Origin of the sequence: Sulfidibacter corallicola, assembly GCF_017498545.1 — a bacterium.
Lineage (GTDB): Bacteria > Acidobacteriota > Holophagae > Acanthopleuribacterales > Acanthopleuribacteraceae > Sulfidibacter > Sulfidibacter corallicola.
Genome location: NZ_CP071793.1, coordinates 9,523,358 through 9,549,758 on the forward strand (window position 1 = coordinate 9,523,358; position 26,401 = coordinate 9,549,758).

The window sequence follows — 26,401 nt, forward strand, 5'->3', positions numbered from 1 at the left end:
TTAGGCATTTTCAACACATTCATTAGGAGTGGTTTACGATGTTCGTTGCCTCACGATGGTGTGGCGCGGCGTTTCTGGTCGTCCTGCTTTGCGGGGGATCCGGCGCCGTGGCGCACGAACTGGATGATTATCTTCGGGAAATTCGGGCCAAAAGTCCCGCCTACCGCGCGGCATTGCACAGATGGCAGGCCGCGGATGCCGAAGTGGATGCGGCCTCGGCGCTGCCGGACCCCTCGGTGGGGCTGGGCGTTTTTATCCAGGAAGTGGAAACCCGCGTTGGCCCGCAGAAACAGCGGGTCAGCCTCAGTCAAAAAGTCCCCTGGCGGGGCAAGCTGGCCTTGAAGGGACGGCGCGCCCGTGCCCTGGCCGACCGAGCCCAAACCGCCCTGAACGCGATCGGTCTGCGCCTGGACTCGGAATTCAAGACCCTCTACGCGGAATACTTCTATGTGGGTCGTGCGATCGCGATTACCCAGGACCACCTCCAGTTGCTGAAGGACTTGGAAGGCGTGATCACGGAGCGCTACGAAACCAACGCCGCCCAATACAACGACCTGATCCGGATCCAAATCGAGATCGATGCCCTTTCCGATCGACTGATCACCCAGCAGGAGGTGGCGCACCCGGTGAAGGCGGCCATGAACGCCCTGCTCGGTCGCGAAGTCGATCAAGCGCTGCCCTTCCCGGAATCGCTGCCGAACGGCGACCGCCCCCGTGACCCGAAAACTTCGTCAACTCTTCTGAACCGCCACAACCCCACGTTGCGCGGCCTCGACTTCCAAATCGAAGCCGACAGGACGGCCGTCGACCTGGCCAAAAAGAACCACTACCCCGATTTCAAGTTCGGCCTGGACTGGATCAATACGGGCAGTGCCGCCATGCCAGGCCAGCCCGAAAGCGGCAAGGACCCGATCGTGCTGTCGGTCGGGGTGAACCTGCCCATCTGGCGAAAGAAATACCGGGCCATCGACCGGGCCGCCGCATCGAGGGTGGAAGCTTCCATCCAACAGCGCCAGGACGCGCGCACCCATCTCGAGGCGCAACTCAAGCGGGCTCTGTTCCAATGGGACGACGCCCGTCGAAAAGTCGAACTGTACCGCGACCAGATCATCCCCAAGGCGGAAGAGAGCCTGACGGTCACGACCAGCGGTTTTCAAACCGGCGAGAACTCCTACCTGGATTTGATCGAAGCCGAAAAAGCCCTGCTCGAGTTCCTGCTATCCCTTCACAAGGCACAGAGCAATCAACTGAAGGCGGCGGCCGCCATCGAAGTCGCGATCGGCGTCGAACGGTCGGCCGAAGCACGGGAGGTGTCGGATCATGGCAAGCTGGATTGAGGACAAAAGAAATATCGGACTGGTCGTACTTTCGCTGACCTGTCTGCTTTTGTTGGGGTTGTTGCTGAACCGCCCCGGCATGCCGCCCCCGCGGGAAGACGACCACCAACACGACGCTTCCAGCGCGGAGGCGACCATCTGGACCTGTTCGATGCACCCCAACATTCGCCAACCGGAGCCCGGCCTCTGCCCCATTTGCGGGATGGACCTGATTCCGGTGAGCGAGGGGTCCGACAGCGACGGCCCCTGGAGCCTGACCCTTTCGGAACACGCGCGCAGCCTGGCCCAAGTCCAAACCGCGCCGGTGGAAAGACGCCACATCGCACACGAGATTCGGATGGTGGGCAAGGTGGCCTTCGACGAAAAACGGGTCGGCGACATCACCGCCTGGGTCGCGGGCCGCATCGATCGGCTGTTCGTGGATTTCACGGGCATCGAAGTTCGCGAAGGCGATCACATGGTCGAACTCTACAGCCCCAGCCTGGTGACGGCCCAACAGGAGCTGCGCCAAGCGGTGCGTTCGGTGAAAAGCGGGCCGAGTTCCATGCGCAAGGCAAGCGAGAGCCGCCTGCGAGCAGCGCGCAAAAAACTGGGATTGCTCGGTTTGTCGTCCCGGCAAATCGAGATGATCGAACGAAGCGATCAACCGACGGATCACCTGACCATCGAATCGCCGATGGAGGGCGTCGTCATCGAGAAGCACCTCAACGAGGGCGCTTACGTCAACACCGGCTCACCGATCTACACCGTCGCGGACCTCTCGCGGGTCTGGATCATTCTGGACGCCTATGAATCGGACCTGGCCTGGCTCCGCTACGGCCAGGAGATCGAATTCGAGGTGGAGGCCTACCCGGGCGAATCCTTCAGCGGCCGCATCGTGTTCATCGACCCGGTCCTGAACCCGCGAACGCGTACGGTGAAGGTGCGCATCGACGTACCCAACCCGAACCGCAAGCTCAAACCGGACATGTTCGTCCGGGCCGTGGCCCACGCGATGATCAGCGGCGGCGGCAAGGTCATGGATCCCGGCCTGGCCGGCAAATGGATCTGCCCCATGCACCAGGAGATCGTCAAGGAGGGCCCCGACGCCTGCGATGTCTGCGGCATGGATCTGGTCCAGGCCGAAGATCTCGGTTTCGTGGCCGAGTCGACCACCGAGCCGCCACTGGTCGTGCCGGCATCCGCGGTGCTGGTGACCGGCGAGCGGGGCGTCGTCTATGTGGAAGCCGGCGAGGCGCCAGGCACCTATGAGGGTCGCGAGATTCGGCTCGGACCGGAAACCGGCGATTTCTACGTGGTGACTTCCGGCCTGGAGGAAGGCGATCGCGTCGTGGTCAACGGCGCCTTTAAAATCGACAGCGAACTGCAGATTCGCGCCAAGTACAGCATGATGTATCACCCCTCGGCGCCCGAGGACGCCCCGAACCTGGTGGTCCTGGAAACCCACGCGCCGTTTCGCCTGAGCCTCGATGCGGTGTACGGCGCCTATTTCCAGATTCAGGATCGGTTGAGCCGCGACGATCTGGCGTCCGCGCACAAAGCCGGCCAAGACTTGGCGGGTGCGCTGAAAAAGGCCGCGGTGATCCACCTCGATGCCAAGGGGAAAATCCACTGGGACCGCATCGACGAAAACCTGGCCGAGAACCTCGATACCTTCGCCAAGGCTCCCGAAATCGAGGCCGGCCGCGCCGCCTTCGAAGCCGTTTCCGAGGACATCTACCGCATGGCCATGCAGTTCGGCTCGTCCGACGCCGTCCGCGTGCTGCGCTTCCATTGCCCGATGGCTTTCGACAACAAAGGCGCCCACTGGCTGCAAAACCACGAAAGTACGGCGAATCCCTACTTCGGCGCGAGCATGTTCGCCTGCGGCTCCCAGGTGGAAGATCTGGCCGAAACCCGCAAGGCGGCGAGTGATGCCCCGCCCCCCAAGGCAGGTGGACATGACCATTGATCCAAGGCCCCGGTCCCTGATGGACAAACTGATTTGGTTCTGCCTGAACAACAAGCTGGTCGTGTTCCTGTTGCTTCTGTTCACCGTGGTTTGGGGCATCCTGGTGGCTCCGTTCGACTGGAAGGTCTATGATCTCCCGCGCGATCCGGTACCGGTGGACGCCATCCCCGACATCGGCGAAAACCAACAAATCGTCTTCACCCAATGGATGGGCCGTTCGCCCCAGGACATCGAAGACCAGATCACCTATCCGCTGACCACTTCCCTGCTGGGCATCCCGGGCGTCAAGACCGTGCGCAGCTATTCCTTTTTCGGGTTTTCGACCATCTATGTCATCTTCAAGGAAGAGATCGACTTCTACTGGTCGCGCTCGCGCATCCTCGAGAAATTGAATAGCCTTCCGGCCGGAACCCTCCCGAGCGGGGTACAGCCTTCGCTGGGACCGGACGCCACCGCCCTGGGTCAAATCTTCTGGTACACCCTCGAAGGTCGCGACCCGGAAGGCAATCCCACCGGCGGCTGGGACCTGCACGAATTGCGGACCACGCAGGACTGGTACGTCCGCTACGCCCTGCTCTCGGCGGAGGGCGTCAGCGAGGTGGCTTCCGTGGGCGGACACGTCCAAGAATACCAGATCGACGTCGATCCGGATGCGATGCGGGCCCACGACGTCACCATCGAGCAGGTCTTCCACGCGGTTCGGATGAGCAACCAGGACGTGGGCGCGCGCAACATCGAAATCAATCGGGTCGAGTATTTCATTCGCGGCTTGGGCTTCATCGACGAGTTGGACGACATCCGCTTCGCGGTCGTCAAAACCAACGACGACGTGCCGATCTACGTGAAAGACGTGGCCACGGTCAACCTGGGCCCCGCCCAACGGCGCGGCGTGCTGGACAAGGGCGGCGCCGAAGCGGTCGGCGGCGTGGTGGTGGTCCGCTACGGCGACAACCCGCTGGAGGTCATTCAAAACGTCAAGGCCAAGATCCGCGAAATCACGCCCGGCCTACCGCAAAAAACCCTGGCCGACGGTACCGTCAGCAAAGTGGAGATCGTGCCCTTCTACGATCGCTCGACCCTGATCTTCGAGACGCTCGGCACCCTGAACACGGCGCTCTCCCACGAGATCCTGGTGACGGTGATCGTCATCCTGATCATGCTGATGAACCTGCGCAGCTCGGTGTTGGTTTCGGGTTTGTTGCCCCTCGCCGTGCTGATGACCTTCATCGCCATGAAGGAGTTCCACGTGGACGCCAACATCGTCGCCCTTTCCGGGATCGCGATCGCGATCGGGACCATGGTCGACATGGGCATCGTCATCGTGGAAAACATCATCAACCGGCTCGAGGAAGCGGATCCCGAAACGCCGGCGGTGGTCACGGTCTTCCGGGCCAGCAGCGAAGTAGGCGGCGCGGTCCTCACCGCGGTGGCCACCACCGTCATCAGTTTCCTGCCCGTGTTCACGATGGAGGCCGCGGAAGGCAAGCTTTTCCGGCCGCTGGCGTTCACCAAGACCTTCGCCCTGATCGCCTCGATCCTGGTGTCGCTGGTGCTGATCCCCCCGATCGCCCACATGCTGTTTGGTCGTCGCACGGGTTCGGACCGGCCCCGCCGGAATTTGCCCTTGTCGAGAGGGCGCCTGAAAATGCCGCGTCCGTCCGAAACGTTCCACGCTTTCCTGATCGTGGCCGGTCTGGTCCTGGGCCCGTTGTGGAGCTGGTGGCTGACGCCGTTGCTGCTGGGATGGGGCGCCTACGGTTTGTGGGGGCACCTCCTGCCGGACTCGGTTCGCACGCGCATTCCGATGACGGTCAACGTGCTTGCGGCGATCCTGGTGGCCGCCCTGCTCACCGAGGAGTGGTATCCGCTGGGACCGGGCAAGGGCTTCACCCGGAACTTCCTGTTCGTCGCCCTGATGATTGCCGGAATCCTGCTGTTTTTCCGCATGCTGCAGTGGCTCTATCCACATCTGCTCGGTTGGGCCATGCGCCATCGGCTGTTGTTCATGACCGCGCCGGTGTCCCTGTTGGTCCTGGGGGCCACAATCTGGTTCGGTTTCGATGCGTTGTTCGGTTGGCTCCCCGCCAAGCTGAAGACCAACAAAGCCATTTCGACCGTAGCCCATGCCTTTCCAGGTTTGGGCAAGGAGTTCATGCCGCCGTTGGACGAGGGCTCCTACCTCTACATGCCCACGACCTCGGTTCACGCGGCCATTAACGAAGCCACCGATGTCATGCAGAAACAGAACATCGGCTTCTATCAAATTCCCGAGGTGGACAGTGCGGTGGGTAAGCTGGGCCGCGCCGAAACGCCGCTCGATCCCGCTCCGATCTCGATGATCGAGACCGTGATCAACTACAAGCCAGAATTCCTGATCGACAAGTCCGGCAAGCGGCTGACGTTCGCGTTCGAGGCCGGAGAACGGGATTTTTTCAGAGATGCCGCCGGCACACCGGTCGCCGCGCCCGATGGCGAGCCCTACGAAGTGCGCGGCAGGTACGCCCGCGACGAAAGCGGCGACCTGATCCCCGATCCGCACGGGGTGCCGTTTCGCCTGTGGCGTCCCGCTCTGGAGCCGGACCTCAACCCGAACCGGGAGGCCTGGCCAGGCATCCGCAATCCCGACGATATTTGGGACGAAATCGTCAGGATGGGACTCATACCGGGCTCGACGTCGGCCCCCAAACTGCAGCCGATCGCGGCGCGCATCGTGATGCTGCAAAGTGGCATGCGCGCGCCGATGGGCATCAAGGTCAAGGGCCCGGACCTGGAGACGATCGAATCGGTCGGGCTCCAGATCGAAAAGTACCTCAAAGAGGTGCCCTCGGTTCAAACCCACGCGGTCATCGCCGACCGCATCATCGGCAAACCCTACCTGGAATTCAATCTCGATCGCCGCGCCATGGCTCGTTACGGCGTCAAGTTGGAGCAGGTCCAGAAAGTCATCGAACTGGCCATCGGCGGCCGCACCATCACCACCACGGTCGAGGGCCGCGAACGCTACCCGGTGCGGGTGCGCTACCAACGGGAGTTGCGCGACACGCTGGGCAAGCTTCAGCGGGTGCTGGTGCCGACCCCGGGCGGCGCCCAGGTCCCCATTGCGCAATTGTCCGATTTGGCGTACGTCAGCGGGCCCCAGGTCATCAAGAGCGAAGACACCTTCCTGGTGAGCTACGTCATCTTCGACAAACGCGACGGCTACGCCGAAGTCGATGTGGTCGAACAGGCCAAAGCCTACCTGGACGGCAAGATCGCTTCGGGCGAGTTGATAATCCCCCCCGGCGTCAGCTACGAATTCGCGGGCAGCTACGAGAACCAGATCCGCGCCACCAAGAGGCTCGCACTGGTCCTACCGCTGGCACTCTTCCTGATCTTCATGATCCTGTACCTTCAGTTCCGCTCGATCGCCACCACGACGCTGATCTTCTCCTCGATCCTGGTGGCCTGGGCGGGCGGCTTCCTGATGATTTGGATGTATGGCCAGTCCTGGTTTCTCGACGGACACCTGTTCGGGATCAACCTGCGCGATCTGCTGGCCATCGAACCCATCAACCTCAGCGTGGCCGTGTGGGTCGGGTTTCTGGCCCTGTTCGGCATCGCCTCCGATGACGGCGTGTTGATCTCCACCTACCTGGATCAGTCGTTTGCCGAGGCCAAACCCGATTCGGTCACAGCCATCCGAGAAGCCACCATGATCGCCGGTCAACGCCGGGTGCGACCGGCGCTGATGACCACGGCGACCACCATCATCGCCCTGATCCCGATTCTCACGTCGACCGGGCGCGGCTCGGACATCATGAAACCGATGGCGATCCCCACGTTCGGCGGCATGGTCGTCGCCTTGATCACCATTTTCGTGGTGCCCGTGCTGTACAGCCTGATCGCCGAAATCAAACTGAAACACGCCCATGCCCCTGCCGGGGAAAGGGCCCAAACCAAAAACTGAAAACAATCGAGGATGGAATCATGACATTCAAAACACTTTTCTTGTCGACACTGCTGATGCTGGGCGCCCAAGCCCTGGCCGGCGGACCACTGGAGCCCCTGTTCGAAAAATACCACCAGGTCCAAACCTCTCTGGCCGCGGATAAATTCGAGGATGCCAAAGCGGGTGTGGCCTTGCTGGAAAAGGCGGTGGCCGTGGTACGCGACGACAATTTCTCCCCTTCGGTCAAGAAAACCTGGAACGAACAGTCCAAGGCACTCGGCGCCGCCCTCGCCGCCAGCGCCAAAACCAAGGACATCGGGGCGCTGCGCGTTCAGTTCGAACACATCTCCAACGCCATGATCGCCCTCGCCAAGGTGACCCATCCAAAGGGTTTCCAAGAATACCGCTGTCCCATGGCCTTCAACAACAAGGGAGCCAACTGGCTGCAAAAAGAGAAAGCCGCCGCCAATCCCTACTACGGCGCCTCGATGCTGCGTTGCGGGTTCCCCGTGGCCACCAAGTAGCCTCTCGCCCATTCGGGCCACCAACACCAAGGGTCCAGGTCCGGCACGTCCGGGCCCCTCCGAATCGGGTCGACATCGTAGTCAGCCCGATTCGGCCGCCCCCAAAGGTGAAACGGTATCCTCTGGCAAGAGGCGATACCCTCCCGACTTCCCCCCAAAACGGCCAATCGGGCACTCGGCCTTTCACCCGATCACCGGTTCCGCTCGGCGAGGATGCCGAATCGCAATTTTTTTCGAAAGAACGCTTGACCCTGCACCTTACTTCAGGGTTTACCTTGAAGTCAGAGGCGAACCAAAGACGCACGACGCCGGAGACGGATGTCGCATCGGCTATCGTTCGCTGGTTCCAATCCGCCACGCACAAGCGAACATCGAAACGATCCCAAGACGCCGCATCGAACGAGGCAAGGGGGGAATTCATGGCAAAACTGATGACCATCGGTCGGCTGGCCGCACAGGCAGATATCAGTATCGAAACCATTCGTTTCTACGAGAGCCAGGAGCTGTTGATCCCCGACGAGCGGACGGATGCGGGTTACCGCCTGTACCACCGGAATGCGGTCGAGCGCATCACCTTCATCAAGAGCGCCCAAAACTTGGGGTTCGCCCTGCGAGAAATCAAGGATCTGCTGTTCCTCAGAACCGACGATCACGCAACCCGCGCCGATGTGCGCCGGCACATCGAGGAAAAAATGGCCGTCGTTCGCCGGAAAATCGAAGCGCTCGAACGGATTCAGGAGTCGCTGGAAACGCTGTTGGGCTCTTGTGAGGGCCAGGGTTCGGCCAGTACCTGCCCCATCCTGGAAGCGTTCGCCAATTCGGTGGATCCCGAACACGTGGAAACGTGACGACGGCCGGCAAGATGGCCCATCTTGGTTCCCGAGCCATCATCCTCTCTAAAATCAACACCTTGCTCCTTTGTGAAAGGCCATCGAATCACGGGAACCGTTGCTTGTCGGGCCGACCGCCAGCGAGGCGAAACGCCCTGAACCGCGCTCCGTGCATTTCTTCGGAGGCGCACGTTTTCAACCGCCCGGGTTCTCGTCCCCGAGGCGAAAGAACCGAAGCGGATATCACGACCATGACCGGGAGGCACACCCCATGTCGATTCAACTTACCGAAGTTTCGAAAGACCGGCTCGATCAGCGAAAGGACGGAGCACCGAAAAGCTGCTGCAGCCAGCGGTCCAAACATGCGCCGTCTCCCCACCCGACACCCGAGGCGGCCCACGGTGAGTTCACCTGCCCCATGCACCCGGAGATTCGCCAAATGGGTCCGGGCGCCTGCCCCACCTGTGGGATGGCCTTGGAGCCGGTCAGACCGGTCGAACGCAAAAAGCCGGGGTACACCTGCCCCTGCCACCCCGAAATCTTCCAGGACCATCCCGGTGACTGCCCGAAGTGCGGCATGCCGCTCGAACCGACGATGCCCATCGCGGAAGTTGCGGAAGCTTCGGAGGAGCGCGAGCTGTATCGGCGATTTTGGATCGGCCTCGCGTTCACTTTGCCGGTGTTCCTGCTGGCCATGGGAGAAATGCTGCCAGGCCAACCGCTGGCGAAGTTGATTCCCAACCAGGTGGCGGGCTGGCTGCAGTTGTTGCTCACCACGCCGGTGGTGTTGTGGTCCGGATCCCTATTTTTCCAGCGCGGCTGGGCTTCGCTCGTCCATCGCCATCTCAACATGTTCACCCTCGTGTCCACCGGGGTGGGGGTGGCCTTTTTGTACAGCATCGTCGCGCTGGGCTTTCCCGACCTGTTTCCCGCATCCCTTCGCAATGCCGAGGGCCGAGTGGGTCTCTATTTCGAGGCGGCCGCCGTCATCACCGTGCTGGTCCTGCTGGGCCAGATCTTGGAGATCCGGGCACGCAACCAAACCAACAGCGCCCTCGAGGCCCTGTTGAATTTGGCGCCGCAGCAGGCGCGAAGGTTCAAGGGAGATGGATCCGAAGAGGACGTCCCGCTGGATCGCGTCCTCCCCGGCGATCGCTTGCGGGTGCGACCCGGTGAAAAGGTCCCGGTCGACGGCATCGTCCTGGAGGGCACCTCCGCGGTGGACGAATCGATGATCACCGGTGAATCGATTCCACGGGCCAAGGTGACTGGCGATCGGGTCATCGGCGGCACCGTCAACCAGACTGGCGGATTGGTGATGAAGGCCGAAAAGGTGGGTGCGGCAACGCTACTCTCGCAGATCATTCACATGGTCGCCGAAGCCCAACGCAGTCGTGCGCCGATCCAACGGCTTGCGGACAGTGTCTCGGGCTACTTCGTGCCGGCCGTCATCGCCATCGCATTGTTGACCTTCGGCCTCTGGGCCTGGCTCGCCCCCGTTTCCGGCATGAATTACGGGTTGGTGAACGCGGTGGCGGTTTTGATCATCGCCTGCCCCTGCGCCCTGGGCCTGGCCACGCCCATTTCGATCATGGTCAGCACCGGCCGCGGCGCCCGCAACGGCATCCTCGTCAAGAACGCCGAAGCCATCGAAACCCTGGAAAAAGTGGATACGCTGCTCCTCGACAAGACCGGGACGCTCACCGAGGGCAAGCCTCGCTTGGTTTCCATTGCAAAGCGAAACGGCTTTTCGGAGGAGACGTTGTTGGGGCTGGCGGCGAGTGTGGAACGCGCCAGCGAGCACCCGCTCGCCCAGGCCGTGGTCAACGCCGCCCGCGAGCGGGATCTTCGGATGGTGGAGCCCACAGATTTCGAATCCGTGACCGGCAAGGGGGTGTCGGGTTCGGTCGACCGACGGTCGGTCCTGATCGGAACGTCGCGGTTCCTCGAGGAGCGCGGCATCGTTCACGAGGATCTGAAAGCCGAGGCCGAAGCGCTGCGCCAACAGGGCCAGACGATTCTTCTGGTTGCGGTCGACGGACGTGCGGCGGGGCTCCTGGGCGTGGCCGACCCGATCAAGGAGTCCAGCGCCAACGCCCTGGCGGCCCTGCGGAAGGAAGGCATCCGGCTGGTGATGGTGACGGGGGACAGCGAGACGACCGCGACGGCCGTGGCGGCCAAGCTGGGCGTGGACGAGGTCCATGCCGAATTACTGCCCCAGCACAAGGCCGAGATCGTCGCTGACTACCAGGCTCGCGGTCGCGTGGTGGCCATGGCCGGCGACGGCATCAACGACGCACCCGCCTTGGCCCGTGCCGAGGTCGGCATCGCCATGGGCAAAGGAACCGACGTCGCCATGGAAAGCGCGGGCATCACGTTGATCGAAGGTGACCTGCGGGCCATCGCTCGCGCCCGCCGACTCAGCCGCGAAACCATGCGCAACATCCGCCAAAACCTATTTTTCGCCTTCGCCTACAACAGCTTGGGGATCCCGATCGCCGCGGGCCTGTTCTTCCCGTTCACCGGTTGGCTGCTCAACCCCATGCTGGCCGCCGCGGCGATGAGCCTCAGCTCCGTCTCGGTCATCGGCAATGCCTTGCGGCTGCGCAGCGTCAAGCTCTAGATGGTGGCCATCCCGGCCGGTGGTGACTGCGGGTTTTTACCACAAAGTCGCCGCCCAGGCCGGGGGCCGGAATGCCGGACCACGGATTGCCGGTGGTCGGTATGCCGAACCACCGGCACACCGGCCACCGGGTTTCAGGTGGATAACTAATCGAAGCGAATTGCTTGGAGTTCCCGCAATTGTGAGAGGGGCGTCGTGGCAGTAGGTGTCGGGCCATACCGGCCGTACCCGCCAAGGGCGCCGGGCCGACATTTTTCTACGAACTCCCCGCACATCGGCCTTTTAAGGTTTTTATCTTTATCTTCGAGCTTTACAGAGTTTGTTACATAAGAGCCCCGCACCAGCGGGCATACCCGCTCGATTTCGAGAAAGAAACACCCTACCTGGTTTCTGGCGAAGGGCCATGGCTCATTCATCCCTAAAATTAAGCAGGAATTCATGAAGATTGGAAACCAGGAAAGGATCGGCATTGGTGACATATTATGGTCCTGCTTTTCCTGGATTCGATCATTCCTGCCTTCCTGATCAAGATGTGACGACGGCAAAACCCAGCTCTGGTTAAAGGTACCATTGTGTTTCAAGAGAGTCGCCGCCCAGGCCGGGGGCCCGGGTTTCAGGTGGGTAACTAATCGAAGCGAATCGTTTGGGAGTTCCCGCATTTGTGAGAGGGGCGTCGTTGCAGTAAGTTGGCCCGCCGGGCCGACATTTTTCGACGAACTCCCTGCACATCCGCCTTTTTAGGTTTTTATCTTTATCTTCGAGCTTTACAGAGTTTGTTACATAAGAGGTCACATAGGGAACGGAGTAATTGGCACACTTTTCGGCCAAAAAAGTCCGTCCACGGATCACACAGATTGACACGAATTTGGAAAACCATCCTCAGATCTCGAACGCCAGCAATCTCAGGACGCAAGTAGGCAAAATATTTTTCATCATAACCTGTTCAATTATGCTTAATTACGCTAACTCGTGTAAATGGACAGCTTAGAGGGGAGAGCCTTAGCCTCATCCAAGGCAAATTGGTGATCAGGTCCAAGAAAAGACCATCAGGTACTAAAACCGTTCATCCTTCCGTTCCTCCGAGGGCCTGGGGGAATCCACCCTGGCCCTTCTTCTCTGCTCTGGGAGACCCTGTCTCCTCAGCCATCCCAGCTCCGCACCCTCTGCGAACTCCGTGGTAAAAAACAACTTATACATGAATAACTCCTAATCTACGAAGAACCTCCCTCCACCTCACCGACCTCCAAAGAGTTGATCGATATTTCCTGACGGTTTTCCAAATCGTTTTGCGTGTTCCCGGATGACAGGCTTCGATGCGCACGGGAGAAGTAATGACTTCCCCGCCATCGACTCGCGCAACACGCGGATTTGGAGGCGTCTCCCACCATGAGCGACCGGTTCCCCGAAATCAAAAGGGCCCCCACGAACCCGAAAAGACTATCCATGCGTCACTTCGGCGCCGCCTGCTCCCTGTTCGCCGCACTGACGCTTCTTTCCTATTTGATCACGCCGTCGGGATCCGCCGCCCTCCCCTCCACCATCGATAAGGGGTTTCTCGCGGCCCATGCCGTTCTGGTGTCGTTGGCCGTGTTCGCAGCGGGAATCCTCCGACATCGCGTCGCTCCGGCAGCCACCGCGCTCGGCCTGATCTACATCGCCATCTGGGGCGTGACCGAAGTCAGCCAGCAGACCTTTCTCCAGCAAACACTCGGCGCGCTCTGCAGCCCCGCTCATCGAGCCGCCGCGATGGTCGCCGGCGAGAACATCGGCCTCACGCCTCCCAGTCCATTTCCCATTCAAAGTGAATTCCTGCTGTTCGTGCTGAGTTCCAGTTTCGCCGTCGGCTCCCTCTCGTGGGGATTCGCCTTTTGGTCGGGGGACGACCCGGCGCGCCCGCTCGCCTGTATCTGGCTTCTCATCGGTGCCATGACCCTTTCCGCACTCGCCATTCGGTCTGCGGGCTTCCATGCCCTCGCACCCGCCGTCAAACTCTGGAACTGCTACCTGTTCGGTCCCTCCCGTATCGTGCAATGCCTGCTGCTCGGGTTTTGGCTGTGGCCCACCGGAAGGCCGACACCGGAATCCGACCCCCAAAGCCCACCACTGGTCAAGGGTCCGCTCCGCACGAGCCCCTGAATGGCTCGACCAGGTGCCGCCCGCGCGTGTTCGCAAGCACGCGAGAAAGCTATTCAATCGAACGGTGGTTTGAGATAACGCCTTGCGACAAAACCGGATCCATTGTGCAAACTCGACTCGGCCCTTCCGCCATCCCCCACTACATAGATCGTTCGATTACGTCCAATCCTCCGCGGAGCACCCTGTTTTTCAACTCATAAAAACAAAACACATACGCAATTGTTTTTCAATTCCACATATAAATCAACCAGATTCTATAAATTCGTAATTACTCACTGTTCATTGTAATTTTTATCACTTGAATTAACCTATACAGTAAAGTTATGGTGTATCAACTTATTGATCTGCACATCAAACCTACGTCAGACCGAAGCCTACACTTAGCCAAGAGCACGATTTAATTTTTCTACAAGCTCTCCTCTCACGCTTCCTGACATCCCCACAGGGCTACTGACTTTTGTCTTCGACCCTACATCAGGACATGCATCATGAATTCTTCCATGCCCCTCGCCGGCCTGGATTCACGTACCGGTGTGGGTACGTTTGGGATCCCGCCGGAACTGGCCCTCGATTTCGAAGCCTTCAAGGCGACGCTCAGTCCTGAAGAACAACGGGCGCTCACTGTCCTGGCGGCTGGTATGAAGCACCAGTCGGCCGAGGAATTCATCGGGAACATCCCCGAAGAAGAGATCCTCAACGCCCATGAACGGCGGGTATTCGCCGCGGAAATGGCGCGCGAGGTACCCGAAAAGAGATCGCCCAGCGCAAAATTCGTCATGGTTCTCAAAGCGACCCGTTTGTGTAATTTGCGCTGTACCTACTGCCGTTCCTGGGCGGAAGGACACAATCAGGTCATGTCCTTCCCCGTTCTGGTTCGCGCCATTCGCGAGGTTCTCTCGATGCGCGGCCTTCAGCATGTGGAAATCGTCTGGCACGGTGGCGAGATCACTTTGCTGAAACCGAAGTTCTTCAAAAAGTTGATTTGGGTGCAACAGCAGTTCCGGCGCCCCGGCCAGGTCATTCGCATCTCCCTGCAAACGAACGCCACCCATTTGACCGACGAGTGGATCGAATTCCTGTCCACCCTCAATATCGGCGTCGGGATCAGTATCGATGGACCGCCGGAGGTGCACGACCGGCGTCGGGTGGACAAGGACGGCAAGCCCAGTTCTCCCTTGGTGGTCGAGGGCATTCGCCGTTTGCGGACGGCCGGCATTCCCCACGGTGCACTGGTCGTGGTGGACCGCTTCCTCCAGGACATCGGGGCCGAGCGCCTGTTGACATACTTTCACGAAATCGGCCTGAAGAATCTCGATTTCCTCAACATCGTGCCCGAAAACCACAAGGGCGCAACGGCTTCGAGAGAGGACGGCTTCATCTGCTTCGACGAATACGTCGACTTCCTCCGCGAGGCGTTCGACGTGTGGTGGCGCAAGTATCGCGACGAGATGTTCATCACGACGTTCGCCGACTTGATCCCGGCGCTCAGCGACGGAGCCAAGCCGAACAATTGCTATTGGGCGGGCAACTGCATGGTCTCGACCCTGACCATCGAAGCCAACGGCGACATGGCGCCCTGCGACAAGTTCATCGGCGACGAGGGCTCGATCTTCGGCAACGTCATGCGTCAATCGATTGCCGACGTCATGCGCCAGACGGCCTACATCAAGAACGCCAATCGCGAACGGGCCTCGAGCCTGTCGCGCATGAAGACATGTGACTTTTTCCAAATTTGCCAGGGCGGTTGTCCCCACGACCGCCTCGTCAACCGGCGCCACGTGCCCGACCACGACCCCGATTGTTGTGGCCTGAAGCCGCTGGTTCGACACATTCGCGACGCCGCCATGGCCTAGCGAATCCAGCCCCGTTTACCCTCGCCCGGATATCGATGCGGCGGAGAGGGACCCTGCGACGGATCTCGTCGCCGCGTTCCGTCGTGTCTTCGATCGGGGCGGGGGCATTTCGACCCCACTCAAAGAGGAGGATTCCCATGAATCTGCAAACCTACGCCACTCCATCTGCCGACGTCGTCAATGTAGCCGACAAGCTCGCCGGTTTCATGAACGCCAACGGCGTGGTCTCCGGAAACGTCACCAAGCGCGCCCATCAAATGGAAGCCCTGGCCGCCGACGACGGCAGCCTGACCCTCGATGCCGACGCGTTGGCACGTATCCACGACCGCAACGACAACCACGGCAAGTGGCGTTGGAGCTGGCCTTTCTAATCGCTTCTTTCCTCTTTCCTCGAAAGCGGGCGGGTGGCCGCCCGCTTTTTTGGGGCAGGCCGCTTTCGGTGGCCATCACTTCGGCCGAAGCCTGCCCGGTACATCAGCCAGGGAGCCCATCATGAACCTTCCCCATTCCATGCTCGAACTGCTCGAACAACAAGAGATCGGCCTCCACCCGATCTATGCGGCCAGGGTTACCGGCCTGCAGGAACGAAATTTCGTGACCAATTCCAAGGTCATGCGCGCCATGAACGAAGCGATGTTCGCCGATAACCGCGCCCTCGCCTTCCGCCTGAAACGCCATTCCGAACACGAGACCCTGGGGGCGCGCTTCATCGAGGCCATCGCCACGGAGCACGCCGACGGCCAGCTCCAGGAAGACCTACTGGCGCACGCTGCGGACGAATACCGTCATGGCCGCATGTTCAAGACCATATATAAAGAAGTGGCGGCCACGACGATGACCGACGATTTCGACGATCACCGCGAGACCGTCGAGAACGAATTGGCGGCCTTCGACGGCGCACTGGTGAGTTTTCTCTTCGCCAGCCATACGGCCGAGATCCGCAACTATTATTTATTGCACCAATATCTCGAACTGATCACCGGCGTCGACAAGCCCTACCGCCATCGGCTGGAGGCGGTGCTCCACCAGGTGATGGGCGACGAGATCCGCCACGTGGTCTATACCGCACGCTACGTCAACGAGCTGTTGGCGGAGGATCCATCTCGCGCGATCCTCCTGGACGGGTACCTGGCCGAGTATTCGCGCATGTCCTGGCAGGAAATGGCCTTGATCGCCTCCTACTTCGCCACCCGGGAACCGGAACCGGTCGCCGTGTCCGCGCTCTGAGCCTCGCTTGCCAAAGGGTCACACCATGCTTACGATTCCCGTTTCCGCCACCCACCGAGCGCAATACGAACAGGAAGGCGCGACCCTCGTCGAGGGCGTCGCCGGTCGCGGTTGGACTCGCCGGCTGGCCGCGTTTCTCGAAGAGATGATCGCGAGAAATCCCATGACCCGGCCCCTTTCGGACAACGTCATGTTCGTCCGCCGCAACGGCTGCGTGTATTTGGAAGCCCTGTTCCGAGATTTCGCGTTGTTTCGAACCTTCTTGGAAACCATTCACCTGGCCGAGGTCGTGGCCGAGGTGATCGGTGCCGACGCGCTGCATCTGTGGCGTGACGAGATGCACTACAAGGAGGCCACCGGCGACGCGAACGGCACCCCTTGGCACCACGGGGTCGCGTCCTTTCCCTTTGCGGGGGCCCATATGCCCACCGTCTGGATCCCGCTCCACGACATCGATCCGGACCAGGCCCCGTTGCGCACCATCACGGCCAGTCACCTGCGTCGCGAAGCCCGCTTCCTGCCGCCGACTCGCGAAGACCGGGCCCTGGCGCCCGGTTACCGCTTCATCCCCGACTTCGATGCGATGATCCGCGCCGGCGACGTGGCGGTCCGCACCTGGACGGTTCGGGCCGGCGACGCGGTCATTTTCCATCCCTACACCATCCACGGCGCCGCCCCCTTGCACGGCAGCCGTCCACGCATCGCCTACACCACCCGCTGGCTGGGCGCCGACACCACCTGGCAGCCGAACCCGCACTGCACCATCGACCAGGCCTTGACCCGAGCCGATTTGGCGCCCGGAGATCTCTTGCCAGAATCCCTGTTTCCCATCATGTACCGGAGGCGGCCCTGATGGCAGCACGCCGCTTGATTCGTTATCTTTTGTCGTTTGCACCTCGACCGATGTTCCTCGCCTTCGCGGCCGGTATCCTTTCCGGCCTGATCCACACCGGCCTGTTGATGGTCATCAACCGTGGCCTCGCCGGCCCCACCGACGAGGGCATCGATCCCCGCTGGCAGTTTCTGGGATTGTTGGCCCTGTTCCCTCTGGCCCGAATCGGCGCCCAGGTGTTGATGGTCGCCATCGGCGAACGCGCCATCTTCGAGTTACGAATGTCGCTCTGTCGCCGGATCCTGGCACTACCGCTGCGCCATCTGGAGGAGATGGGCGCCGGCAAGCTCCTGGCCACCCTGACCACCGACGTCTTTCGCATCAGCAATGCGACGGCGGCACTCCCCGTCCTGCTGATGCACCTGAGCATCTTCGTGTCCTGCCTGGCCTACCTGATGTACCTCGATCTCTTCGCGGGTATCGGTGTCTGTATGGCGCTGGCCGGCGGTGCGCTGCTCTACCGGATCTTGGGGCAGGCGGGCAGTAGCTACCTGGACCGTTCGAGAGCCGAGAACGATTTCCTGCTCAAACACTTCCACGCCGTGGCGGAGGGCGCCAAGGAGCTCAAACAACATCGCGCCCGTCGACGAAACTTCACCGAGGAGCTCCTGGGCTTTTCCGCCTCCTCCTATCGACGTCACACCGTGACGGGGATCGCGCTGTTCGTGACCGGCGGTACCTTGAGCCAGCTCCTCTATTTCCTGGCGATCGGGTTCGCGGTGTTCCTGTTACCCACCTGGGGCGCCGCACCCACCAGCGAACTGGTCACCGGGTACACCCTGGTCCTGCTCTACCTGCTGTACCCGCTCGACGGCATCACCCTGGTTCTGCCGGACCTGGCTCAGGCCTCGATTTCCTTCGCACGGGTCGAGGGTCTGGGCATCCGCCTCGACGAAGCGCCGAGCGAGCCACTGAGTGAGCCGTCCCGATTCGCACCGAGCTGGCACAGTGTGCGATATGCGGACCTGACCTTCACCTACCCGCCCTCCGGCGACGATCCGCCCTTTCGCCTGGGTCCGATCGACTTCTCGCTTCGACCGGGGGAACTGACCTTCGTCATCGGCGGAAACGGGACGGGCAAGACCACCTTCGCCAAGCTGTTGCTGGGGCTCTACGCGCCGGACGAAGGCGAGATCATTTGGGACGGCGCGGTGGTGACGGCGGAGAAGCGCGACGCCTTCCGGCAGCTCTTCTCGGCGATCCACGCCGATTTCTTCCTGTTCGAGCAGTTGCAGGGGCTGAAGCTTGCGAAGAACGAGGACCTGATCCGAGAATTCCTCGCCCAGCTCGACTTGCACCACAAGGTCACGATCGAGAACCAGCGTTTTTCGACGGTCGACCTATCGAGCGGGCAGCGCAAGCGACTGGCGTTGCTGACCAGCTTCCTGGAGGATCGGCCGATCTACCTCTTCGACGAGTGGGCGGCCGACCAGGACCCCGTTTTCAGGCAGCTCTTCTACCGCAGCATCCTGCCCCAGCTCAAGTCGCGCGGCAAGACGGTGGTGGTAATCACGCACGACGAGCATTACTTCGACGTCGCGGATCGCCTGATCCGCCTGGAAACCCGGCCGTGGGGAACGGGACACACGGTGGTGCTGCGGGAGTTGCCGCATCCACGCCGCGACCGGATCGAGCCGGTCGGCCCGCGCGCCTACCGGATCTACACCAAGCTTTGAGTTGCCCGAGAGCGGAGGTACACGCACGAGCTCCTCGCAAAGGATTCACTGGATGCCGTGCTCGCGCTTCAAGGATTCGATGAACCGAGTATCCATGTAGTACACATTCAGTTGACCGTTGTCCACGCTGCCGAACTTTCGCGCCACGTCCCGCAAGTTCTTCACGGGGGTATCGTAATAAGACGTTTGGAAACGGTTACTTGCAAAGATGAAGAGCTTGCCGTCCGGGGTGACCAGCGGGCATATTTCCTTGGCCTCCGAATTGATTGGCGCGCCAAGGTTGATGGGTTTCTGCCAAACGTTCCCCTTCTTGAAACTGATGTAGAGGTCCGCGCTACCCAAACCCCCCTCGCGATAGGAACGAAAGATGATGTAGCTCTCATCGGGTGCCACGAAGGGATCCGCATCCAACGCGGGGCTGTTGATCAGGTCTCCCAGGTTTTCGATCGTGAAACCGTTGGGCCCCGGTTTCGCCGAAAACAGGTCGTCAGTCCTTCGTTTCTCATCCCAGGTGTTGAAATAGATGGTGCCGTTTTCGGCCAACGAACTGTAAAAATCAGAATGCTTCGTGAAGGGGAGATGCTTGGGTTCGCTCCATCCGCCGGCCTGTTTCTCCATCACCCAAATGCCGCTCTTTCCACCTTTGTCGGCGGCATGGACGGGCCGGCGAGAACTGAAGTACAACCGTTTTCCGTCAGGTGCGAACAGGGGGTCGAAGTCCGGGTGCTTCCCCGAAAAAGGCGCGATCTCCGGCTGGCTCCAACGGCCGTCGGCCAACATGCGTGTCACGGTGATGGCGTCATAACTCGGCAAGCTGACGGTGTAATAGAACGCCTTGCCGTCGGGCGAGAAGGTGCCGTTGTACTCGCCCAAAGAGGTGGAAATCCGATCGGGAAACAGCAGCTTGGGCTGACTCGCCCCCACAAGGCCCATGAAGGGACCGATCGGTTCTGTCGGCTCGCCCGTTTGAAAAGCCCGGCAAGGGAGCATCCACACGACACAGGTCATCATTAGAACGACGGTGACTCTCATGTAACTTCCTTTAAGATACCGATTAAGATGATTCCGTAAACATTGGCGTTTCGATTCGAGTGTACGGGGAAAACCGGAAGAAGGTGCTGAGCATCGACCCGCAGAACACCAAAAGTCCTCAATCCGGTGTAGCACGCCACATCGGGTTGGTAAAGAACCAACCAGGGCGCTCAAATGGCGGAGGCAAACAATGGCCTCAGGGTTCGAAGTTGAGGGCCACAAGTATTGGTGTGCCGAACCGTTCCAGTATCGCCGGAAACACAGTAGGTTGAGTAGAGCCAGATGCGCACCCAAAAGGAGGCTGATTCAGCCATAAAAGTTGTACGTGTCTGACAGGTACGGAAAAGCGCGAGCCAGGCTCTACAAATTCGTGAAGGCGCCTGGCTGTTCGCAGTTATTGTCAGCCCTTTTAATGTGCATCGGATTGGTTTTGAACTGTATGATCAGTCCTCTTCGAAAACGGCGAGAGCTCTTTTACATTCTGGAAAGTTTTCTGCTAGATCTCTTAGTGCCTGGTGAAAACGTTCTGTTTTATCTTCAGGGTCAGCGATCAAAAGGGGTAGATACTCCGTCCAATCAAGGAGTTTATACAAGTACTCCTTTTCTTTGTCACCTTGTCCTACGAGCCACCTCAGGGTTACAAGGATCTTATGGAGGGCGATCAGTGCTTTTTGGTGCTTTTCGCCTGAAATCATTATTACCTACCTCCGATGGTGAACTGAATTTCTGATATTTTTGGACCATTTCCGCCAGGAGTGACCTCGATTGGTGTTTTTATTTCACCTTTTCTTGTCGCATCCATTACCGATTTGAATCGATCTCTCATTTCTTGAGTGCTCATATCGATGGAATCTTTATGGGGAGATCTCAGGTTGTTAATCGATATATCTTTATTCGCGACTACTACATTATCTTTAAGGATATTTGCATTAATGGTCTCGTGGCCGTTGAGTTGAGCCGCTTTGGACCGGCGGACCCCATCCCCTATTTCGTAGAGTTCACCGCCCAATTTTGCCACATCATCACTTTTGGTCGCCAGCGTTGTCACGCCATCCACGACCTCATCGCTCTTCGTTGCCAAGGTGGATGCCAATGCAACCGCATCATCGCCATATCTCATGGCCTTGATGGTCGCACCTGCGCCACCAGGAACAACTGGAACGGCCGCAGCCAGGATGTCCACCGCAACGCCACCTGCATCAAACGCAGCGGAACCCCAGTTGCCCTCCCGGACGTTATCGACAAAGGAGGCGACACCCATCCCGATATTGGCGATGTCCCAGAGCGTCTCGACGACCTTTCCGTCTGGGTCGATAGCGTTTGCCGGGTTTTGATACGTGTAGCTGTAAAGGTTATAGGTGTTTGGCAGGTACGGATTGAAATCCCGGCCCGAATCGGGTTGGGTGAAACAACCAGCCACCGGGTCGTAATACCGTGCTTTCATGTATATCAAACCGCTCGGGTCTTCGTCGTGCCCGGTGAAACCGTGGGCTCCCTTGTGGCGGGCCTCCTCGATGAGCGGCTGGCCGTAGGGCTCGTAGGCAGCGGTCGTGAACTCGTCGGTTTCCCCGTCCCAGGTCACGACTGGGTTTCCCATACGATCGCGGAAAAAGTGGATCTTCTCCTTGGCCTCAAGCTGTCCATCATCGAAACGTTCTTTTTCGACGTAAATGGCTTTGCCCTGCAACGTGATGTACTGACGACGCTCCTTCAGGTCTCCGACCGAATCCGTCGCAAAGTCCTCTTCGGTGATGATGCGGCCCGCATGGCGGATGGAATAGGTCACGGTTCCCGCATCTTCGCGAATGGCCGCGACACGCTCCCCGAACGCGTCGTATAGGAAGAGCTGAGCCCCGGATCCCAAGCGTTCTCTGTCTTCGATACGACGGTTCGCCAGGATCTGCGAGACCTGGCCGCCGCGGTTGTAGCGAACTTGGTGGATCGGAGTGTTGGCCAATCGGCCTTGCGGTTCGTAGTCGTATCCACCGTCCCGGTGGAATCGGTTTCCTTGGCTGTACAGGGCCGAATGCCCGGTCACCGCAAGCGTCGCGGTTCCGGTGTGAAAACTCATCGACGAGCGGCTGGTCAGATTGCCCACCGTATCGTATTGGTAGGAAATGGCTTCATTCCCAACGGCAAACGATTGCAACTGCCCCCGATCGGTGTACTCGTGGCGCATTCCTGTCGCCGAGGGAAAAAGCCGGTCGTTTCGCGTGTAGGACGCGATGTAGCCCCACTCGTTGTACTTGGTGAATTGCCGCTGATACAGATAGCCCATGCTGCCGCGAAGCTGGCAGGAAGCCGATCGGCCCATGCTGTCCGGCCACCAATAATTGAACAGGGACAGGCTCGAATCCCGTGCTTCTTCCGCCGCCGCCTCGATCGGCTCCCTATCGATCAGCTCGTCTCCGGGTAACGGCGGCCTTCTGCGTTCTTCGTCGGTAACCGGCTCGGCCATTCGGGCAAGCGCTGGTGCACAGTTGCCTGACTGACATTCACCTTGGTCCCAGAGCGCCGCCAACAACTGACCATTGTACGGGTTGTACTGCGCGTGATCGATGAGGTGCTCGAAGGCCGGTCCCTCGGGATGATTGGGCCCAAATCCGTAGAAAACGCCCCGTGGTGCACTGAAATAGTCGTAGGTGTAGGATTCGAAGGCGCCGTTGGGATGCTGGAACCAGCGCTCGCGACCAATTTCGTCGTATTCGATGTCGAGTTCGTAGGTTCGTGAGCCAGGAAGCGCTTCAAACGGCGCATCGAAATTGCCCAGGTTGGCGCCGTCCAGTTGGGGCAGCGTGATCCTCATGCCTTTCAGTCGGTTGGCATCGTCAAACGATTTGTAGGTGTAGGTCACCGGAAGCCCGTTGTCGGCATACTGGACCGCCTCGGTCAAGCGGTTGCGGGCGTCGTAGGTGAAGGCCGAGAGCAATGATTCACTCGTCTCGCTTTGACGGCGGCCGTATCGCTGGACCACCCGACCCAGGCCGTCGTAGACGTACCTGGTGGCTTCGGTAGGATTGGTGACGTTGCCCTGGTATCGTTTCTCCAGGAGACCTCGGCTGTTGTATTCGTACCGAACCGATTCGCTGATTTCGGGATGGGTCTCTTCGCGTACCTGGCCGAGCCAGGTTGTCACGGTGGTGCGGGCCAGCGAAGCTTCGCCATAGGGAAGCGTGGTGGTTTCCAGCCCTCGTGGATGGGTGGCGTATCGGAAGAACGTTTTGTTGCCGTTGGTGCCAGCCATCGTCGTCCGGCCCAAAAAGTCGGTTTCCTGGATTCGCTCCAGCGAATCGTCACTATCGTAGGCCGTCACATTTTGGGAGAAAACCGACCCACCATCGCTGGTTCGGCGATAGTCAAAGGTGGTGTCCTGCAGGATGCGGTTCGCTTCCGTCCACGTGAAATGAATGCGAGTGGGCCGACCGAAGGCGTCGTACGCGTAGGACCAGTGGCCCCCGAGCCCGCTCGTCTTGCGCGACATCAGCCCCAACGGGGTGTAGGTGGTGTCGCGATACCAGGTTTTCTGGTCGAGCGTAGGAATGCCCACCCGCGTTTCCCGACCCCATTCGTCGAATTGCCGGAAAACCACCGGGATGGTGTAGCCCGCTTTGGTTCGGGTCACGATGGGAAAGGCCATCTCCGAGGGATTATTCCCTGGAGCGTCGAGGCGGTAGTAGCTGGTCATGTAGGGCGCAGCAGCTCCGGGCCGCGAGTACTCGGTGATCAGATCGGCGGTGTCCGGTTGCTGAACCAGCACGATGCGACCATCGCCATCGTACCGATAGGTAGTGGTGACCCCGTCGACCGTTTCGGTGGCTACCAAGCCGTCGGCATGGACCGTTCGAGTGGTGTCGACGCCCTCGGGGTGGTCGATCCGGGTCGGTACGCCGAAGGCGAAGTCGTGATAGCTCGTCGGGGATGTGGTGTCTCCGCGGGTTTCCTGCAGGAGCAGGCCGCGGTTGACACCGTTCTGGTAGTAGGCGAAGGTGTCGCGCTCGGATTCGGACGCATCGCGCCAGCGCCGAACCTCGGTGACGAAGGGGAAGATGGCGTTTTCGTACGCGTAGGTGGTACGGCCCACGGTTTCCACGACCGCGCCTCGTTGGAGGGTTTCCCGCTCATCGGTGACGAGGTTGATGGCATAGTGATCTTCAATGACGTTGGTGTGTTCGTCGAATTCCCGGACCACCCGATGTGTGTACTCAAAGTCCTTCCGCAGGATGTGGGACCCGTGGCGTGCCTTACGAACGACCGCCGTCGGTTGCAGGAAGTGCAGGTCAAAGTTCTGACCATTCAGGCCGTTCTCGTCAAACCAACTGTATTCGTAGGTGGTGTCCAACCAAACCCCGTCCTCGAGCTGGCTGTGTTGTCGCAGCGAATGAACTTGAACGGGATCACCTCCCGCGTGGCCGCCAATGTTGAGCGGCGGGGTATAGGTCCACGCTTCGCGGTAGCTTGAATTCCCAAATGTGACGGTGCGCTCGCGCGGACGCCCCGCGACGTGGGCTTGGTCCCAGGTTTGGAAGTAGGTTTCGAAGATGGGTGTGTTGACGTAGCTGGTGATGCGCTGATACTGGTCGTCGCCGTTGTGTTCCGTGACCGTGACGTCGATTCGGCCCTCGTTCTGGGGATTCGTCCGTTCCTCGGAAGCGGTCCATTGGTGGTAGTCAAAGGTGTAGCGACCCCCGCGGAAGGACATTTGGCTCAACCGCACGAAGGGGCGTGAACGAAGGATGTACTCTTCGCAACCATCGTCTCGAGCCGCTCGGCAGTCACTCGTGTCGACTTCCAGATGATGGAATGATTGGGTGGCGTATTGGTACCGAACGGTGCCGCCACTGGGCAGTTTCATGGCGGTCACGAAGGGAAAGGGCTCGCCGATGTTTTCCGTCGTGAACTCGGTTTCGTAGCCTTCCGGGGTCATGACCTTGTGCAAGACCCAGAACGATTGATTGCCGACTTGAATGGACTGGTATCTGAAGGATCTGAGAAGTTTCGATCCCTGCGAAGATTCCAGAGTCACGCGGTCCAGTTTCCCGGCGGCATAGTGGAACTGCAGCGAGCGACCAAACGAATCGATGACTCGATCGATGAGCCCCGAATCAGGCAGGGTCCCATCGGGATCGTTTCCACCCACATAAAAAATATTGATGGTGCGTTGGTTGGGTAACCGAATCTCGACCGGGAGGAACTTCACGGCCGTGGTGTTGTTCCACTGGGTCACCCGGTGGATTGCTTGATACTCTGTCCGCTGGCCGTTCGGATCCAACAGGAAATAGCTGTTTTGGGAAAAGCCTTCCAGAGAGGTGCCGTCGAAGGTGCGTTCCCGGGTGATGCGGCGGAGCTGGCTGTCGATGAAGTGGATGTCGGCGTGGACCGGTGTACAGCCGTCGGGGAGGCAGGCATCGCCGGCACCGCCGTCTTCGGGGCTGGCCTGAAAGACGCCATCCCGGCCGAACGGCGTGACATTGCCCGCGGTATCGACAAAGCGAACGCGTTCCCAGTCGGCGGAGGAAGGTGCAGTTCCATTGTCGAAAATTGCATTGCGGGCCAGGATGTAGCCGAAGTTGAAGCTCCAACCGTAGCCCAACCCCTGGCCAGAGGGTGCCTCGTTCATCGGGCAGAGTCGAAATCCGCTCTCGTCGTCGCAGTATTTTTCCTGCGGCGATTTGTAGAGCGGCTGAAGGAACATGCCGGGCACCCCGATCGGGTCGAGGGCGATGTTGAGCTTGCCGGTGAACTCGTTGACGGTGGTGAAGGGTGCCGAGGTGTGGACGCCCAAGCGGTCGGAATCGGAAGAAAGCGCGGCGACGCCGTTTTGGGGTTCGGTAAGGGCCGGGTTGCGGCGGCCGCTGTCGTCAAGGTTCTCAGAATCGGAGGCTGAAATGGGGGGATTCAGAATGAAAAACAGGCAGGCAGTGATGCCAACAAACACCAGGCGACGAGAAAGGCCAACCTGGAGCCGCCTTTGAATGCGATAGGAAGACATGATGTCAAACTCCAAAGAATAGAAAAAAAATCGCTAACTGGAGTTAAGAGCCGTATTTCGAAAGCGTTGACGTGAAGGGCAGGATGTCGGTACACCTGGGCGCACTCCGGTCAATCCGTCCAGGATGGGTCAACGGTTGGTTCAACGGGCCATCGCGTAAAGTTGGGTGACGAGGGCCTAAATGCCAGGTGGGCGCATGAAGTTTAGGGCGGAATCATTGTCGTCGAACGAGCAGGTCTCCATGTCGAAAGGCGGCATTCGGCGAGGGTTCCTATCGCTTGTTTACAAACGATTTACAGTGGGCCGGCTTGCCAAAAACGCCATGACGCCTGAACCATCCTAACAAGTCAACAAGACAAACCTTGTCTTTGAACCTAAAAAAGAGCGATTGACATTCCGCTCA

Annotated in this window: 15 protein-coding genes; 12 read left to right on the forward strand and 3 right to left on the reverse strand. The window is 59.9% G+C overall.

Translation table 11 applies throughout. The features are described from left to right. The first annotated feature begins 38 nt into the window (after nt 1-38). The 12 genes from J3U87_RS28730 (at nt 39) to J3U87_RS28785 (ending at nt 18,977) form a co-directional block, all read left to right on the forward strand. Complete coding sequence (locus tag J3U87_RS28730) at nt 39-1,337, forward strand: TolC family protein (RefSeq protein WP_237379233.1); 1,299 nt, start codon at nt 39-41, stop codon at nt 1,335-1,337. Continuing rightward, nucleotides 1,321-3,288 carry a heavy metal-binding domain-containing protein gene (locus tag J3U87_RS28735; protein WP_237379234.1) on the forward strand — a complete coding sequence of 656 codons (1,968 nt, stop codon included), beginning with the start codon at nt 1,321-1,323 and terminating at the stop codon, nt 3,286-3,288. Before J3U87_RS28730 ends, J3U87_RS28735 begins: the two co-directional genes overlap by 17 nt. Continuing rightward, entirely contained in the window at nt 3,278-7,234 is a 3,957-nt protein-coding gene (locus tag J3U87_RS28740; protein WP_237379235.1) for an efflux RND transporter permease subunit, read from the forward strand. The genes J3U87_RS28735 and J3U87_RS28740 overlap by 11 nt, the downstream gene beginning before the upstream one ends. 20 nt (nt 7,235-7,254) lie before the next feature. Continuing rightward, nucleotides 7,255-7,740: a DUF3347 domain-containing protein gene (locus J3U87_RS28745; RefSeq protein ID WP_237379236.1), complete on the forward strand. Its 486-nt coding sequence runs from the start codon at nt 7,255-7,257 to the stop codon at nt 7,738-7,740. Nucleotides 7,741-8,159: 419 nt separating this feature from the next. Next, the gene (locus tag J3U87_RS28750) at nt 8,160-8,588 is read left to right on the forward strand and encodes a heavy metal-responsive transcriptional regulator (protein ID WP_237379237.1); all 429 of its coding nucleotides are present in this window, start codon (nt 8,160-8,162) and stop codon (nt 8,586-8,588) included. A gap of 253 nt (nt 8,589-8,841) precedes the next feature. Further along, nucleotides 8,842-11,193 carry a copper-transporting P-type ATPase gene (locus tag J3U87_RS28755; protein WP_237379238.1) on the forward strand — a complete coding sequence of 784 codons (2,352 nt, stop codon included), beginning with the start codon at nt 8,842-8,844 and terminating at the stop codon, nt 11,191-11,193. 1,386 nt (nt 11,194-12,579) lie between these two features. Then, the gene (locus tag J3U87_RS28760; RefSeq protein WP_237379239.1) at nt 12,580-13,329 is read left to right on the forward strand and encodes a hypothetical protein; all 750 of its coding nucleotides are present in this window, start codon (nt 12,580-12,582) and stop codon (nt 13,327-13,329) included. Between the two features lie 488 nt (nt 13,330-13,817). Continuing rightward, complete coding sequence (darW, locus tag J3U87_RS28765; protein WP_237379240.1) at nt 13,818-15,182, forward strand: radical SAM/SPASM peptide maturase DarW; 1,365 nt, start codon at nt 13,818-13,820, stop codon at nt 15,180-15,182. 137 nt (nt 15,183-15,319) lie between these two features. Further along, on the forward strand, nt 15,320-15,553 hold the full coding sequence (locus J3U87_RS28770; RefSeq protein WP_237379241.1) for a hypothetical protein: 234 nt from the start codon (nt 15,320-15,322) through the stop codon (nt 15,551-15,553). 121 nt (nt 15,554-15,674) lie between these two features. Further along, nucleotides 15,675-16,409 carry a hypothetical protein gene (locus J3U87_RS28775; protein WP_237379242.1) on the forward strand — a complete coding sequence of 245 codons (735 nt, stop codon included), beginning with the start codon at nt 15,675-15,677 and terminating at the stop codon, nt 16,407-16,409. A gap of 25 nt (nt 16,410-16,434) precedes the next feature. After that, nucleotides 16,435-17,262 carry a phytanoyl-CoA dioxygenase family protein gene (locus tag J3U87_RS28780; RefSeq protein WP_237379243.1) on the forward strand — a complete coding sequence of 276 codons (828 nt, stop codon included), beginning with the start codon at nt 16,435-16,437 and terminating at the stop codon, nt 17,260-17,262. Then, nucleotides 17,262-18,977, forward strand: a complete 1,716-nt coding sequence (locus J3U87_RS28785) for a cyclic peptide export ABC transporter (protein WP_237379244.1) — start codon at nt 17,262-17,264, stop codon at nt 18,975-18,977. Before J3U87_RS28780 ends, J3U87_RS28785 begins: the two co-directional genes overlap by 1 nt. Nucleotides 18,978-19,022: 45 nt before the next feature. Here the strand turns inward: J3U87_RS28785 and J3U87_RS28790 are convergent, their stop codons facing one another. From J3U87_RS28790 to J3U87_RS28800, 3 genes are all read right to left on the reverse strand, one after another. Further along, nucleotides 19,023-20,009, reverse strand: coding sequence for a TolB-like translocation protein (locus J3U87_RS28790; RefSeq protein WP_237379245.1), 987 nt, complete (start codon nt 20,007-20,009; stop codon nt 19,023-19,025). A 443-nt stretch (nt 20,010-20,452) separates the two neighbouring features. Continuing rightward, on the reverse strand, nt 20,453-20,704 hold the full coding sequence (locus J3U87_RS28795) for a hypothetical protein (RefSeq protein ID WP_237379246.1): 252 nt from the start codon (nt 20,702-20,704) through the stop codon (nt 20,453-20,455). 2 nt (nt 20,705-20,706) lie between these two features. Further along, entirely contained in the window at nt 20,707-25,998 is a 5,292-nt protein-coding gene (locus J3U87_RS28800; RefSeq protein ID WP_237379247.1) for an RHS repeat domain-containing protein, read from the reverse strand. Nucleotides 25,999-26,401: the final 403 nt, after the last annotated feature.